We start from the raw sequence: 15115 nt of genomic DNA on the forward strand, positions 1-15115 counted from the left end.
CTACGGCCAACCTTGACCGCTCCTCGCCTCGGCGCCCAAGACCGCCTCCAACAAACGACGCCCTCTTGACAACTCATTCCCCATACAAGGATGACGGATTGGGAAAAAAGAGCCCGGCCCTGTTTCACCAAAGCCGGGCTTCTCAGTAATGTCAGGCCGAGGCTGAGGGGCTATCGGCCTGACGGGAAAGGGCGGCGAGACGCCAGCTCGCGCAGGGAATGTCTTTCGCTGCGACCGTGATCTCCTTGTCGAAGCGCACCAGTTTCCAGTCGTCGGGGTGATTGACGAAGGTGAAACCGGATTTGCGCGCGAGCGAGAGCATGGTCTCGTTGGAGCGGAGCGTGTCGCCGAAGATGTGCTCGGCCCCAAGCGCAGCGGCGCGGCATTCGAGATTCTTCAAAAGCGCAGTCGCGATGCCGTGGCCCTGCCAGCGGTCATCGACCGACAGGCCGAATTCGAGCGTCGCGATTTCCGCGTGCAGCGAGTAGCGCGCCTCGGCGACGATGGTCTCGAAGCCGTCGACCATCATGGTCGCAACGATCGTGAAGCGCTCGCGCTCACCGATCTCGAGGAAGTCGTGCAGCAGCCCGTTCGGCAGCTCGCTGATCGCGCCGAAGAAACGGTTATAGCGGGAGCGGGTCGAGAGCGAGCGAAAATAGTGCTGGAGCTCGTCGGCGTCGCGCGGCTCGACGAAGCGGACGTTGAGCGCCTCGCCATGCCGGGTGCGCAGCGCATCCGAATATTGCGCGAGGTCTTCGAGACGAAGCGTGCTCATGACACAAGCCCTGCGAAAAAGGGACCGCCGGCGCCCCCACAGTCAGGCGGCGCCGGCCTGGCGGCCAATCAGGCCCGCCAGAAGGGTTTGTCGGCCTCATAGGCGACGTCGGACCAGGAGAGGCCGACGTCCTGGAGATCCCGCGCGGTCCAGTGGGAGAGTTCGCGCCTGTTGCGGTACCGCTCGTGCCAGATGTGGAGGGTCTCACTGATCTGCTGGAGCAGGCCGGGCGCATGATGATTTGTCATCGAGTTGTGGGTCAAAGTAGACATTTTCAGCTCCTGGAGCTAACTTGACCGCTAATATCTGCTTTCTAGTGCGGTGCGACAAACGACAATTTGTACCTTTTCGCATGAAATAACGTCATGTATCCTGCTGCCAAATGACTGCCAGATTGCCCTCTTTGAATGGATTGCGGGCGTTCGAGGCCGCCGCGCGCCATCTCAGCTTCACGCTGGCGGCCAGCGAGCTGAACGTGACCCAGACCGCGATCAGCCATCAGATCCGAAGGCTCGAGGAGGAGCTCGGCATCCGCCTGTTCATCCGGCAGAACCGCGCGCTGGCGCTGACGCCGGAGGCGCGGGACTACCTTCCGGGCGTCCGCGCCGCGTTCAACGATCTGCGCCTTGCCACCGATCGCCTGCTGCGCAAGGACGACGACAAGGTGCTGACGGTCTCGACCATCGCCTCGCTGGCGGCGAAATGGCTTCTGCCGCGCCTGACCGATTTCCAGGAGCGCCATCCCGGCATCGACGTTCGCATCACCACCTCGACCAGCCTCGTCGACTTCCAGCGCGACAATGTCGATGCCGCGATCCGCTACGGCCGTGGCCAGTGGCCCGGCCTGCGCGCCGACTGGCTGATGGCGGATGAGCTGTTTCCGGTGTGCAGCCCCTCCCTGCTGCGCGGCGACAAGCCGCTGCGCAGGCCCGAAGACCTGAAAGACCACGTGCTGCTGCACACCACCAGCGGCGACGATTGGCGGCTCTGGCTGACGGCGGCGGGTCTGCCGGCCGGCCTGTCGCGGCAGCCCGGCATTACCCTCGACATGACCCTCATGACCGTGCAGGCGGCGATCGACGGCATGGGGGTGGCCATGGGCCGGACCTCCTACGTGCAGGACGACATCGCCAAGGGCCGCCTCGTGGTTCCCTTCAAGATCGCGCTGCCGGCGGATGCCGGCTTCTACCTGGTGTCGCCGGAAGGCCGCCGCGAGGCGCCGAAACTTATCGCGTTCCGCGACTGGATGATCGCTGCAACACAAAACAAAGCCTGAAAGGATCGCTGACTTTCTTCAGCTCTCCCGTGGAAACGGGCGAGGCAGCACCGCCGGGGCAGCTACAGCTCCACCACCACGTAATCGCTCTCGACGCTCACCGGAATCGTCTCGGCGACATACGGCCCCTTCACCACGCTCGCGCCCGGCTCGACACGGGCGGGATAGGCCTTCACGCGGAACCGGCGGGGGTCGCAATAGGATTGGCCGGTGCGGATGTCGAACTCCCAGCCGTGCCAGGGACAGCGGATGATCTCCCCGAGCTTCGTGTATTCGATCTCGCCGGATCGTTGGATTGCGCGAGCCCGATCAGCGGCCCCTCGCACAGCGCCGCGCCCTGATGCGGGCAGCGGTTCATCAGGCCGAAATATTCACCCTTGATGTTGAAGACCGCGATCGGCCGCCCCTCGATCTCCAGGAATTTTCGCGTGCCCGGCGGAAGTTCGTCGACCGGCGCAATGACGTGTCTTGCCATCAGGAAATGCCGTAAAGCTTCTTCGCGTTACCGAGATAGAACGCCTCACGATTGGCCTCGCTGACACCGGCCGGCAACACGCGCGAGGGCTCGTCATAGTCCCAATGCGGATAGTCGGTCGCGAACAAGAGCCGGTCCCAGCCGATCCAGTTGATGACGTCGAACAGATCCTCGCGCCGCTCCGGATCCTCCATCGGCTGCGTGGTCCACCACACCTGCTCGCGGATGTATTCGGACGGCGGACGCTTCACATGCGGCACCTCGCTGCGCAGGCGCTCCCATACCTTGTCCAGCCGCCACGCCAGCGACGGCGCCCAGCCGAAGCCGGCCTCGATCATTACCATCTTCAGTTTCGGGAAGCGCTCGAACACGCCTTCCAGAACAAGACTGGCCAGCGCCGATTGCTGGCACTGCGAATGCCCGACCATCTCCTCGATGTAGTAGGATGGCCAGCCCGAGGGCGTGATCGGGTTGCCGCCGAAGCCGAAGGCGTGGACACCGACGGGCAGCCCCGCTTCTTCCGCGGCTTGATAGATCGGCCAGTAACGCCGCTGGCCGAGCGGCTCGACATTGCGGCTGAGCAGCAGCACTTGCACGAAATTCTTGTCGCCGGCGCGCTCGCGGATCTCGGCAGCGGCCGACAAACCATCCTCGTTACCGACGACGATCGACGCCTTCAGCCGCTTGTCCCTGCTGGTCCACTTGTCGATCTGCCAATCGTTGATCGCCGAGCACAAGGCGGCCGCAAGCTCGTGATTGCGGATGCCCTGCCCGGTGTTGAGCGGATTGAGCACCCCTAATTGCACATTGTTGGGATCGAGCAATTGCTTCTGCATGAAGGACAGCGAAGAGCCCTGCGGCCCGCCTTCGGGCGGATAGGCATCGCGGCGCGAGGCATTGGGCTGGGCCTTCGGATAGGGCGGACCTTCCATCATGCCTTGATAGGCGTGGACACCGTAGACCTCGAGATGATGCTGCCAGCGTTTGGCAAGATAGGGGTAAAGCTCGGTGCCGGTGGCGCGGGCCGGATGGATGTCGCAATCCGCGATTGCGGTTTTGACGGTCAGCGGGGAAGCGGCTTCTTGGTTCTCGCGGAACTGGATATTCATCGCCTTGCCTCCTTTGGCAGCGGGCTCACGTCAGGCGGGGATAGGTCGCATGCGGATTGTCGATCATGATCTTGCGCACGAGATCGGGGGACAGACCATCGGGCAGCGCGTCCTGGGCGTCGAACTGCCAGTGCGGATAGTCCGTGGAGAATAGGACCAATTCGTCCGACTGCATATGATCAAACAGGCGATTTAATGTCGCCTCATCTGGCGGTGCATCAAATGGCTGTAGCGAGAAACGGATGTTGCTGCGCACAATCTCCAGCGGCGCGCGATCGACCCACGGCGTCTCCATCCGCACCCCGCGCCAGAACTTGTGCAAGCGCCAGAGATAGGGGGAGATCCAGGAGACGCCTGACTCCAGCATTACCATTTTCAGGCGCGGATATTTGGCGAACACGCCCTCGACGATCAGGCTGGTGAGCTGGGTCTGGAACGCTTGGGCCTGCCCGACATAATCCTCGATGTGATAGGAACCCCATCCCACGGCGGTCGGCGGATTGTGGTAAGCGGAACCGGCGTGGATGCCAACGGGCAGCTCCAGACGTTCCGCGGCTTCATAGATCGGCCACAGCGCGCGCTTGCCGAGCGGCGTATCGCCCATGACCAGCATCAGCACCTGAACGAAGCGCTTGTCGTGCGCGCAGCGCTCGATCTCGGCGACGGCCTTTTCGACGCTTTGCGTCGGGATCACGATCGAGCCGCGCAGGCGCTTGTCGCGATCGAGCCATTCCTTCGCCAGCCAATCGTTCAGCGCGCGGCAGAAGGCGGCCTGCAAATCTTCCGAAAACACCATCTGCACGCCATAGAGCGGATTGCAGATGGCGTAATCGAGCTTGAACGCATCGAGCACATGGCGCTGCATGTCCTCCAGGCTCTCGCCCGGCTTGCCGCTTTCGGGGCGCCAATCGGGCCGCGCCGTGATCGGCGAATTCTGCGGATAGGATTGCGAGACGAGGTCGACCATGCCGCGCGTCGTCACCTGATCGCGCCAGTAATCGTTCAGATACGGCAGCAGGCTGGTCAGATGCGGCACGGCCGGATGCACATCGCAATCCACACCGCCCGCGATCAGGGACGCCATGACGTCTCCTTCACGTTTCCTCGTCTCGTTTTGTCTCGTCCACCATTCAAGCAGGCCTGCCCGTCGCCCGCAACTCGGCCAAGCCTTCTGTCATATGCTAGGAAGGCTGAGCTCGGTTGCGAGGGAATGAGAGGTCAAAGGGATGAAAGAGCTCGTCGGCGTTGCGGAACAGGTCGCCGCCAAACTGATCGCACGCAAACAGACCATCGCGGTGGCGGAGTCCTCGGCCGGCGGTCTGATCTCCGCCAGCCTGCTCGCGGTGCCCGGCGGATCCGCCTATTTCCTCGGTGGCGCCGTGGTCTACACCCGCGACGCCAGGCGCGTGCTGATGGATATTTCGGATGAAGGAATGAAGGGTTTTCGCTCCTCGTCGGAGCCCTATGCGCAACTGCTTGCCGAGCGGATGCGAACGCGCTTCGGATGCGACTGGGGCCTCTCCGAGACCGGCGCCGCCGGCCCCACCGGCAACCGCTATGGCGACGCCGCCGGTCATAGCTGCATGGCGGTCGCAGGCCCGGCCGCGGAGGTGATGACGCTGGAGACGGGCAGCAACGACCGCTTCGCCAACATGCAGGTGTTCGCGGCGACGGCGCTGAAGTTGCTGCTGAGGAAGCTCGAGGGGTGAGCGGCGCGATGTGAGTGAGTTAGGACCGTCTCACCGCCAACACCACTGTCATCGCCCGGCTTGACCGGGCGATCCAGTAATCCGAGGCCGTTGTGATGAAGTCGATAGGCCGCGGCGTACTGGATGCCCCGGTCAAGCCGGGGCATGACAGCGGAGCGTGCGGCAGCGTCACCGCCCCAGATGCCGCATGAAAATCCGCACCACATAGCCCTGGAATCGCGGTGCTTCGTCGTAGAGATCTGACGCGATCCGTTCGATGGTCTCACGCAGCGACAGGAACTGCGCCTGGCGCGCGCTGCTTTCGGTGCCCTGCATGCCCGCGAGCTCGTCCATCGCGGCGTCGCTGATCTGACACTGCACGACGTCACCGTCGTTCAGCATGGTGAAGCGAAAGGCCAGCCGTTCCAGATCATGGCCAATGATCTTGTCGCGCATCAGCGGCATCAAGTCGTCCCGGTCGAGCCCCCGCGCGGGACAATGCTGAAAATCGACCCGCTTGTCAGCAGCAAAGAGTAGCTTGGTGCTACTGGAACGCGACTTCGGCGAAACTGCGGAGCTTTCGTGAATGCAGCCGCTCCGATTCCTGCTGCTTGAGCCGCTCCAGCGCCTTCAGGCCGATCTCGAGATGCTGGCCGACGCGGCGGCGGTAAAATTCGCTGGCCATGCCGGCGAGCTTGATCTCGCCGTGCAGCGGCTTGTCGGAGACGCAGAGCAACGTGCCGTAGGGCACGCGGAAGCGGTAGCCATTGGCGGCGATCGCGGCCGATTCCATGTCGAGCGCAACCGCGCGCGACTGCGACAGGCGGCGGATCACCTCGGGCCCGGAGATCTCCCAATTGCGGTTGTCGACGCTCGCCACCGTTCCGGTGCGCATCAGCCGCTTGAGCTCAAAACCTTCAAGCCCGGTGACATCCTCGACCGCCTCCTCGAGCGCGACCTGCATCTCGGCCAGCGCCGGGATCGGCACCCACAGCGGCAGCTCGCGATCGAGCACATGGTCCTCGCGCACATAGCCATGCGCGAGCACGTAGTCGCCGAGCCGCTGCGTGTTGCGCAGGCCCGCGCAGTGGCCGAGCATCAGCCACGCATGCGGGCGGAGCACGGCGACGTGGTCGGTGACGTTGCGCGCATTGGACGGACCGGTGCCGATATTGATCAGGGTGATGCCGCGATAGTCCGGCGCGACCAGATGGAAGGCCGGCATTTGCGGCGCGCGCGCAGGCGCGTCCCCGCTGATCGCGCCGCCGCTGCGCGTGATGACATTGCCCGGCGCGACGAAAGCTTCGAGGCCGGCCTCGCCGGACTGAAGCCGTTGCTGACAGGCTTGCGCGAAGGCGTCGACATAGAACTGGTAGTTGGTGAAGATCACAAAATTCTGGAAATATTCGGGGTCGGTGCCGGTGTAGTGGTAGAGCCGGCGCAACGAGTAATCGATGCGAGCCGCGCGGAACAGCGACAGCGGCTCAGGCACGCCGGGCTGCAGCACGAAGGTGCCGTCGGCGATCGAATCGTCCATGGTCGCGAGATCAGGCACGTCGAATGCGTCGCGCAGCGACCGCGTCACGAGCGAATTCTCGCTGGTCGTGATGGCAGCCTCGATGTTGATGTCGCGGCGATAGGCGAAGTGGATCGGGATCGGCTCGGACGATTCCCCGATCTCGACGGGCACGCCATGGTTCTGGATCAGCAGCCCGATCTGTTCGACGAGATAATTGCGGAACAGATCCGGCCGCGTGACGCTGGTCTCGTGCACGCCGGGGCCGGCGACGAAGCCGTAGGCGAGACGTGAATCCAGCCGCGCATGCGTCGCGGTGGTGATCCGCACGAAGGGATAATAGGCCCGCGCCCGCGTCGTGATCGCCTCGCCGTTGACATAGGCCTCGAACCGGTCGCGCAGGAATTTGGTGTTGCGCTCGTAGATCTCCTCGAGGCGGGCAACGGCAAGGCCAGCGTCGGAGAAGGATTCGGTGGCGATGGTGGGTGGAGATTGCATGGTCGACCGCCGGGTTGCTTGGGGCTCGAGTCGAACTATAGCAAAGAACGAGGTGCCGTAGGGTGGGTTAGCGCAGCGTAACCCACCACTTCTGCTTCCGCGGATGGAGAAGCGGTGGGCTAGGCGCGCTCCGGGATGACGCGCTGTCGCGCATCACTTCTCTCGGAATGCCCGCATCAGCTGGTCGTGCAGCGGCTTCATCAGATAGGACAGCATGGTGCGGTCGCCGGTCTGGACGAAGGCTTCCACGGGCATGCCGGGAATCATCTTGACGTCGCCGAGGCGCGCGATCTCTTCGGCCGGCATCGAGACGCGGATGGTGTAATAGCTCTGGCCGGTGCGCTGGTCGGTGGTGACGTCGGGCGAGACGCGGCTGACGAGGCCGTTGAGCTCGGGCGTGGTGCGCTGGTTGAAGGCGGAGAGGCGCAGCAGCGTCTTCTGGCCGATCTGGAGCTTGTCGATGTCGACCGGATTGACCTTGGCCTCGACCTGGAGATCGTCGGCCTGCGGCACGATCAGCATCAGCGCATCACCGGCGGTGACGACGCCGCCGACGGTGTGCACCGTCGACTGCAGCACCATGCCGTCCTGCGGCGCGCGGATGTCGATGCGGCGCAGCTGATCTTCGGCGGCGACCTTGCGCTCGATCAACTCGCCGATCTTGTCGTTGGTCTCGCGCAGATCCTTGGAGACCTCGCTCACCACGTCCTTGTCGACCTGGATGATCTGCAGCTCGGTCTCGGTGATCTTGCCCTTGGCCTGGGCGCGGGAGGCGATGTACTGCGCGCGCTCGCCGTTGAGGCGTGCCGAGTCGCGTTCGAGCTGGGTCAGGCGCGAGATCTGCACCAGACGCTTGTCGTAGAGCTCCCGCACGCCGGTGAGCTCGTTCTGCACCAGCGCGATCTCCTGATCCTTCGCCTTCTCCTGGGCGCTGAGGCCGGAGATTTCCTCGTTGAGCTGCGTGATGCGCTCGCGAAGCTGAGCCTTCTGTCCGGTGCGGCCGTTGACGCGGACGTCGAACAGCTTGGTCTCGGCGGAGAGCAGCAGCTTGACGTCAGGATCGATGGCGCGATCGAGCAGGGCTTGCGGGAATTCGATTCTATCGACACCGCGCTGCTCGGCCTGCAAACGCGCCGCGCGCGCCTGCGCGGCGTCGAGATTCTTGGTGACGATGGCAAGGTTCGCCTTGGTGACGGTGTCGTCGAGACGCACCACGATGTCGCCGGCCTTGACCAGGTCGCCGTCGCGGGCGCGCAGCTCGCCGACCACGCCGCCGGTCGGATGCTGCACCTTCTTGACGTTGGATTCGACCACGATCTGCCCCGGCGCGATCAGCGCGCCCGAGATCAGCACGGTCGACGCCCAGCCGCCGAGGCCGACGACCAGGACCAGCACGATCACGAGGCCCAGGATCAGGTGAAACTTGATGGACTCGCGCACGGTCTTCTTCGCGGCAGGCTTCGGGCCGCCGATGGCCAACGTGCTCATGGCTTTGTACTCATGACTTTGTACTCATGGCTTGGCCACTCCGCCTTCGCTGACGATCTTGATCGGCGCCGGCGGGGTCACGCGCGGCTGCAGCACCTGGGCGAGCACCTGCTCCTTCGGGCCGAACGCCTGCATGCGGCCGTCGCGCAGCACCAGCACCTGGTCGACCGCCTCGACGCCGATCGGGCGGTGCGCCACCACGACGACGATGGCGCCGCGCTCGCGCGCGGCACGGACGGCGCGGGTCAGCGCCTCATCGCCTTCGGTGTCGAGATTGGAGTTGGGCTCGTCGAGCACGATCAGGAACGGGTTGCCATAGAGCGCACGCGCCAGCGCCACGCGCTGCGCCTGGCCTGCCGAGAGCGCAGTGCCCAGCTCGCCGACTTGCGTGTTGTAGCCCTCGCGCATCTTGATGATCATCTCGTGCACGCCGGCTTCTTTCGCCGCCGCGATGATGCCGTCGGAAGTCGCCTCGGGGTCGAACCGGCTGATGTTCTGGGCGATGGTGCCGCCGAACAATTCGACGTCCTGCGGCAGATAGCCGATGTGGCGGCCGAGCATGTCACTTGACCATTGATCGAGCGCCGCACCGTCGAGCCGTACCTTGCCGCGCACCGGCTGCCAGACCCCGACCAGCGCGCGGATCAGCGAGGACTTGCCGGAGCCGCTCGGGCCGATCACGCCGAGGCCGTTGCCCGCGGCGAGCGTGAAGGTGATGTCCTGCACGATGAGGCGCTGGTCGCCGGGCGGCACCATGGCGACGCCTTCGACCGAGAGCCGGCTGGTGGGTGCCTGCAACTGGGTCGGCATCGCCTGCGCCGGCATCTGCTCCAACAGGCGGGTGAGACGATGCCAGCTCTGGCGTGCGGCGACGAAGGATTTCCAGTGCGCAATGGCGAGATCGACGGGAGCCAGCGCGCGGGCGGAGAGGATCGAACCGGCGATGATGATACCGGCGGTCGCCTCCTGGTGGATGACGAGATAGGCGCCGACCGCGAGCACGGCCGATTGCAGCATCATGCGCAGCACCTTTGCGACCGCGCCGAGACCGCCGGCAACGTCGCTCGCGCGCTGATTGCCGGCGAGATATTTTTCGTTGGCTTCGCTCCAGCGCGCGTTCATCCGGCCGGCCATGCCCATCGACACCATGACTTCGGCGTTGCGGCGGCTGGACTGAGCGAGATCGTTGCGCTGGGCGGCAAGGCCCATCGCCTCGCGCGCCGGCTGGCGCGACATGAACTCGGTGACCAGTGTCAGGCCGACCAGGATGATGGCGCCGATCAGCGCGGTGACGCCGATCATGACGTGGAAGGCGAAGCAGATGGCGAGATAGAGCGGCAGCCAGGGCAGATCGAAGAACGCGCTCGGGCCCATACCGCCGAGGAAGGAGCGGACATTGTCGAGATCGCGCAGCGGCTGGAGGCCTTCGTTGCGGCTGCCGACCAGGAGCGGCAGGCGCACGATGGTGTCGAACACGCGCTTGTTGAGGGCTTCATCCAGCGCGGTGCCGACCCGCCCCAGGATCCGATTGCGGATCATGTCGAGCACGCCCTGCGCCATGTAGAGGAAGCTGGCGAGGATGATGAGGCCGACCAGGGTCGGAATGCTGCGGCTCGGCAGCACCCGGTCGTAGACCTCCAGCATGAAGATCGACCCGGTCAGATAGAGCAGGTTGATCATGCAGCTCATCAAGCCGACGCCGATGAACGCCGTGCGACAAGCGCGCAAGGCGTCACCGAGCTCTGAACGGCGGACGCCAGGGATGGCTGCCATCAGTCTGATCTCTTTCCGGTGAGAGGCAAAGCCCCTGATTTCAAAGGCGAAATCAGAGGTACTTGACCCGGATTAACATCGCGTTTTCCCCCCGTCCAACGCGGTCGACCTAATCCAGGCCTCCATGAGCCACATCTACCCGTGATGGCTTCGCGCGCAAGTCCGGAATTTCACAGGCTTGCGGCTTTTTCTTGCAGGCTTTCAGGCGCTTCCCGGAAAAGCGAGAGCCCGAAAGTTCCGTTCCGCCGAGGCGGCTAGAACCGGCCGCCGCCACGCACCAGCCGCACCACCAGCAGCAGGATGACCGCACCGATGGCGGAATAGACGATCTCCGATACCAGGCCGGTGCCGAGGCGAATGCCGAGCTTCGGAAACAGGAAGCTCGCCACCAGCGCGCCGGCGATGCCGACCACAATGTCGCCGATGATGCCGAACCCGGTCCCGCGCACGACCTTGCCGGCGAGCCAGCCGGCCACCAGGCCGACGAACAGGATGACAAGCAGACCTTCGTTGGAAATGTACATAAGTCAGTCCCTCTTCGTGAACCGGGTCATGGAACGGGAACCGGGATGAATGGGGTCTGAATGCTGGGTGGATGAAAAACTCGAAAACAACCCCATGCACAGTAGAAGCGGGCCCTGCGGTCGGCGGGGAGGGGCAGGGAGAGGGGTACCACACGGGGACTCTTTCCGTGCTCCGCTCGCCTCCGAGTACGAACACCTTTTCCTGGGCCACCCCTCTCCCCCGCCCACCATGTCCCCGGTCTGAACAACCGCAAGGGGGAGGGAGCGCAGTTGTGCGCTGGGATGCACTTCAGCTGGACAACGAATTACGTCGCCACCTGCACCGCGAGCACACATCGCGCCGCCCGCCCCGGGCCGACCTCCACATTGGCAGGCAATTGCTCCAGGCAACGCGGCTGGGCCGCCGAACAGCGGGGAGCGAAGGAGCAGTTGTGGGGCTTTTCGGCCAGCGACGGCGGCGTGCCGGGGATGGTTTCGAGGCGCTGCCCGCGCTTGGCGCCGTGGATGGTCGCGGCAAGCAGGCCCTTGGCATAGGGGTGCACCGGGCTGCGGACGATGTCGCGAAGCGTGCCCTGCTCCACGATCTGGCCGGCATACATCACCGCGACGCGGTCGCAGATCTCGATGGCGACGCCGATGTCGTGGGTGACGAAGATGACGGACATGCCGAACTCGCGCTGCAGCTCGCGCAGCAGCAAGAGGATCTGGATCTGCACGGTGGCATCGAGCGCCGTGGTCGGCTCGTCCGCCAGCAGGATTTTTGGCCGGCAGGCCAGTGCCAGCGCGATCATCGCGCGCTGGCGCATGCCGCCGGACATTTCGTGCGGATAGGCATCCAAGCGGCGCTTGGCGGAGGGAATGCGCACGACCTCGAGCATTTCCAGTGCGCGCGCCCTGCCCTCCGCATAAGATTTGCCTTCGTGACGCACCACGCTTTCGGCGATCTGCGCGCCGATGGTGTAGACCGGATCGAGCGCGAGCGCCGGTTCCTGGAAGATCATCGAGACGGTCTGGCCGCGGAACGACGACAGCTCCTCGTCGTTCATGGCGAGCACGTCGCGGCCCATGACGTTGACCTTGCCCGAAATCTGCGTGCGCTTCTTCGGCAATAGCCGCATCAACGCGCGCAGCGTCACGCTCTTGCCCGAGCCGGACTCGCCGAGCAGACCCAGCACCTCGCTATTCCCGAGCGAGAGGCTGAGATCGTTCACGGCATAGACCGTGCGCTCGCCGGTGAAGCGGATGTTGAGGCCTGAAATCTCGACGAGGTTGGTCATGACGGCAATTTCGGCAATCGTTCGTGGTAGTCGGTGACGCGCTGGAAGGCGGCGCCGATGGTGAGCAGGGTTGCTTCATCGAAGGAGCGGCCGATCAGCTGCATGCCCACGGGCAGGCCGGTTTTGGTGAAGCCCGAGGGAATGGTCAGCGACGGCAGGCCCAAAAAGTTCACCGGGCGGGTGAACAGCGTCAGCCGCTGCAGCAGGGTCGGCGCGTTCGGTCCGCCGCCGACATCGCTCTCCTCGATCGACGGCGCTGGCACTGGGGATGCCGGTGCGATCACCGCGTCGACGCCCGCAGTCGCCGCATTGTGCGCGGCAAGCGCCGGCCCACGCCAGCGCATCGCCTCGAGATAAGTGATGGCGGGAACGGCCAGGCCGTTCTGGAGGCGCATCAATGTCTGCGCGCCGTAATCCTGCGAACGCTCGATCAGCCAGCGCTTGTGGAAGGCGGCGGCCTCCGCGGCCAGCACGAGCTGGCTCGCCGCCTGCAATTGCCGCTGGTCCGGCAGCTCAACCTTGACGATGTCGGCGCCCTCGCGCTTGAGCACCGCAATGGTCTCGTCGAGCACGCGCGCGACCTCGCTGTCGAGATCGTCGACATAGTAGGTCGCGGGCACGCCGATCTTGAGGCCGTTCAGGGATCCTTTGGTCGCGGCGACATAGTCCGAGAGAGCTTCGTGGCTCGCGGTCGGATCCTCCGGATCCGGGCCGGCCGTCAACGCCAGCAGCAGCGCGCAATCCTCCGCGGTGCGGGCGAGCGGGCCGACCGTGTCGAGCGATTGCGACAGCGGCATGGCGCCGGCGCGGCTCACGCGGCTCCAGGTGGTCTTGAGCCCCGTGACACCACAGAAATGCGAGGGCATGCGGATCGAGCCGCCGGTGTCGGAGCCGAGCGCAGCATAGGTCAGGCGCGCGGCGACCGCCGAGCCGGAGCCCGAGGACGAGCCGCCGGTGATGTGCGCCACGTTCCAGGGATTGCGCACCGGACCATAATGGCTGTTATGCCCGGTTGCACCATAGGCGAACTCGGCGAGATGCAGCGTGCCGAGGCGGACCTGGCCGGCGTCCTTCAACCGTTGCAAGGCGGTGGACGTCGTGGTCGCGACAAAATCGCGGCGGATCAGCGAGCCGCAGGTCGCGACGTGGCCCGCGTCGTAATACATGTCCTTGTGTGCGAGCGGCACGCCGTGCAAGGGACCGCGGACATTGCCCTTGGCGAGCTCGGCGTCGGCGGCTTCGGCCGCCTTCAACGCGGATTCGGATTCGACCGACATGAAGGCGTTGAGATGCGGCTGCCACTGCGCGATGCGCTGCAGCAGCGCGCGCGTCACCTCATGCGAGGACACCTGCTTCATCGCGATCGCGCGCGCGACCTCGGTGAGCGTCATCAAGGCAGGCTCGGTGGTCATTTCGACACCTTCTGCGTCTGCGCGATCGGATAGTGCGCGGGCTCGAGGTCGAACGGCAGCGTGCCGGCGATGGCGGCAAAGCCTTCGAAGGCTGGTCCGATGGCATTGGAGATGCGGGTTGCGATCTCGTCATCCACGGGGACGCCGGCGATTTGCGCGATCGGCTTGATCTCTTTCGGTGTCGGTCTCGTCATGCGGTCTTCTCCCTGGGCGCGCGGCTATGGCCTGAACCCGGTATCGCCATGTAGCACGCGGCCTCGTGGCCCATTCTATCGAGCGCAGTGAGCTTTGGTGTCGCATTTGCGCAGAGCGGCTCCGCAAACGGGCAACGGGTGTGGAAGCGGCAGCCGGAGGGCGGATCGATCGGATTGGGCGGATCGCCCGTGATCGGCGGCGTCTCGGTGCGCCTGTCAGGGTCGGAGGACGGCATCGCAGCAAGCAGCGCGCGCGTGTAGGGATGCGCTGGGCTATCCCAGACCTGGTCGACCGGACCGAGCTCGACGACCTCGCCGAGATACATCACCAGCACGCGGTCCGAGATATAGCGGACGACGTTGAGGTCATGGCTGATGAACAGATAGGTCAGCCCGAACTCGCGCTTGAGATCGGCAAGCAGATTGAGCACCTGGGCCTCGACGGACTTGTCGAGCGCGGAGACCGCCTCGTCCAGGATCACCAGCCGCGGCGACAGCGCCAGCGCGCGCGCGATGTTGACCCGCTGGCGCTGGCCGCCGGAGATCTCGTGCGGATAGCGGCTCGCGAAGTTTTCCGGGCGCAGGCCGACCTTGCCGAGCAGCTCGCGCGCCAGCGTGCGCGCCGCGCCGTCGGCCATGCCATGGACCTTGGGGCCGAAGGCGATCGATTCCTCGATCGTGAGGCGCGGATTGAGCGAGGCGTAGGAGTCCTGGAACACCATCTGCATGCCGCGGCGCAACTCGCGCAGCGATAGCGACTGTCCCACGGTCATGCCGTCATAGATGATGTCGCCGGTATCGCGCGGCATCAGATGCATCAGGAGGCGCGCCGTGGTCGACTTGCCGCAGCCGGATTCGCCGACGATTCCGACGGTCTCGCCCTTGGCAACAGTGAAGGAGACATTGTCGACGGCGCGCACGGTGCGCTTGGCGGCGAACAGCCCGCCGCGCACCGGGAAGTGTTTGGTCAGCCCATTGACCTGTAGCAGCGGCTGCGCGACGCCGCCGACATCCTCGACGGGCTCCAGCATTTCGACGGATGTGTTGCTCTCGCTCATGGCCACCGTCCTTCACCTCTCCCTTCGGGAGAGGTGTACGGAGGACGCGGCG

The 15115-nt window shown here is 65.0% G+C and carries 15 protein-coding genes and 1 pseudogene; 2 read left to right on the top strand and 14 right to left on the bottom strand.

Annotated features, from left to right (window positions below; genetic code table 11):
* Positions 1 to 151: 151 nt before the first annotated feature.
* Together IVA79_RS34155 and IVA79_RS34160 are read right to left on the bottom strand one after the other, a co-directional pair.
* Positions 152 to 775, bottom strand: coding sequence for a GNAT family N-acetyltransferase (locus tag IVA79_RS34155; protein ID WP_247561539.1), 624 nt, complete (start codon positions 773 to 775; stop codon positions 152 to 154).
* Between the two features lie 68 nt (positions 776 to 843).
* Positions 844 to 1047: a DUF1127 domain-containing protein gene (locus IVA79_RS34160; RefSeq protein ID WP_247561540.1), complete on the bottom strand. Its 204-nt coding sequence runs from the start codon at positions 1045 to 1047 to the stop codon at positions 844 to 846.
* A 110-nt stretch (positions 1048 to 1157) separates the two neighbouring features.
* Between IVA79_RS34160 and IVA79_RS34165 the strand changes: the two genes are divergently transcribed.
* Positions 1158 to 2051, top strand: a complete 894-nt coding sequence (locus tag IVA79_RS34165) for a transcriptional regulator GcvA (protein WP_247561541.1) — start codon at positions 1158 to 1160, stop codon at positions 2049 to 2051.
* A gap of 62 nt (positions 2052 to 2113) precedes the next feature.
* Here IVA79_RS34165 and IVA79_RS34170 read toward each other — a convergent pair.
* From IVA79_RS34170 to IVA79_RS34180, 3 genes and pseudogenes are all read right to left on the bottom strand, one after another.
* A pseudogene (locus IVA79_RS34170) lies at positions 2114 to 2526 on the bottom strand (Rieske (2Fe-2S) protein).
* Entirely contained in the window at positions 2526 to 3635 is a 1110-nt protein-coding gene (locus IVA79_RS34175) for an amidohydrolase family protein (RefSeq protein ID WP_247561542.1), read from the bottom strand. The pseudogene IVA79_RS34170 and the gene IVA79_RS34175 overlap by 1 nt, the downstream one beginning before the upstream one ends.
* 25 nt (positions 3636 to 3660) lie before the next feature.
* Entirely contained in the window at positions 3661 to 4719 is a 1059-nt protein-coding gene (locus IVA79_RS34180; protein WP_247561543.1) for an amidohydrolase family protein, read from the bottom strand.
* A gap of 142 nt (positions 4720 to 4861) precedes the next feature.
* Here IVA79_RS34180 and IVA79_RS34185 point away from each other — a divergent pair, with 142 nt between their 5' ends.
* Positions 4862 to 5344, top strand: a complete 483-nt coding sequence (locus IVA79_RS34185; protein WP_247561544.1) for a CinA family protein — start codon at positions 4862 to 4864, stop codon at positions 5342 to 5344.
* 168 nt (positions 5345 to 5512) lie between these two features.
* On the opposite strand, the gene IVA79_RS34190 is transcribed toward IVA79_RS34185, so the two are convergent.
* The 9 genes from IVA79_RS34190 to IVA79_RS34230 all read right to left on the bottom strand — a co-directional run bounded on the left by IVA79_RS34190 (position 5513) and on the right by IVA79_RS34230 (position 15063).
* The gene (locus tag IVA79_RS34190; protein ID WP_091890644.1) at positions 5513 to 5788 is read right to left on the bottom strand and encodes a DUF1488 family protein; all 276 of its coding nucleotides are present in this window, start codon (positions 5786 to 5788) and stop codon (positions 5513 to 5515) included.
* 79 nt (positions 5789 to 5867) lie between these two features.
* Positions 5868 to 7337, bottom strand: coding sequence for an AMP nucleosidase (locus IVA79_RS34195; RefSeq protein ID WP_247561545.1), 1470 nt, complete (start codon positions 7335 to 7337; stop codon positions 5868 to 5870).
* A 153-nt stretch (positions 7338 to 7490) separates the two neighbouring features.
* Positions 7491 to 8825, bottom strand: coding sequence for an HlyD family type I secretion periplasmic adaptor subunit (locus IVA79_RS34200; protein WP_247561546.1), 1335 nt, complete (start codon positions 8823 to 8825; stop codon positions 7491 to 7493).
* Positions 8826 to 8849: 24 nt separating this feature from the next.
* Positions 8850 to 10598 (bottom strand): type I secretion system permease/ATPase, encoded by a 1749-nt coding sequence (locus IVA79_RS34205; RefSeq protein ID WP_247561547.1) that lies wholly within the window; start codon positions 10596 to 10598, stop codon positions 8850 to 8852.
* 254 nt (positions 10599 to 10852) lie between these two features.
* The gene (locus IVA79_RS34210; protein ID WP_018321362.1) at positions 10853 to 11122 is read right to left on the bottom strand and encodes a GlsB/YeaQ/YmgE family stress response membrane protein; all 270 of its coding nucleotides are present in this window, start codon (positions 11120 to 11122) and stop codon (positions 10853 to 10855) included.
* 305 nt (positions 11123 to 11427) lie between these two features.
* The gene (locus IVA79_RS34215; protein WP_247561548.1) at positions 11428 to 12399 is read right to left on the bottom strand and encodes an ABC transporter ATP-binding protein; all 972 of its coding nucleotides are present in this window, start codon (positions 12397 to 12399) and stop codon (positions 11428 to 11430) included.
* The gene (locus IVA79_RS34220; protein ID WP_247561549.1) at positions 12396 to 13811 is read right to left on the bottom strand and encodes an amidase; all 1416 of its coding nucleotides are present in this window, start codon (positions 13809 to 13811) and stop codon (positions 12396 to 12398) included. The genes IVA79_RS34215 and IVA79_RS34220 overlap by 4 nt, the downstream gene beginning before the upstream one ends.
* A complete protein-coding gene (locus tag IVA79_RS34225) occupies positions 13808 to 14005 on the bottom strand; it encodes a hypothetical protein (protein WP_247561550.1) in 198 nt (65 codons plus the stop codon). Before IVA79_RS34225 ends, IVA79_RS34220 begins: the two co-directional genes overlap by 4 nt.
* On the bottom strand, positions 14002 to 15063 hold the full coding sequence (locus IVA79_RS34230) for an oligopeptide/dipeptide ABC transporter ATP-binding protein (RefSeq protein WP_247561551.1): 1062 nt from the start codon (positions 15061 to 15063) through the stop codon (positions 14002 to 14004). Before IVA79_RS34230 ends, IVA79_RS34225 begins: the two co-directional genes overlap by 4 nt.
* Between the last annotated feature and the right edge of the window lie 52 nt (positions 15064 to 15115).

Origin of the sequence: Bradyrhizobium sp. 138 (assembly GCF_023074075.1) — a bacterium.
Classification (GTDB): domain Bacteria; phylum Pseudomonadota; class Alphaproteobacteria; order Rhizobiales; family Xanthobacteraceae; genus Bradyrhizobium.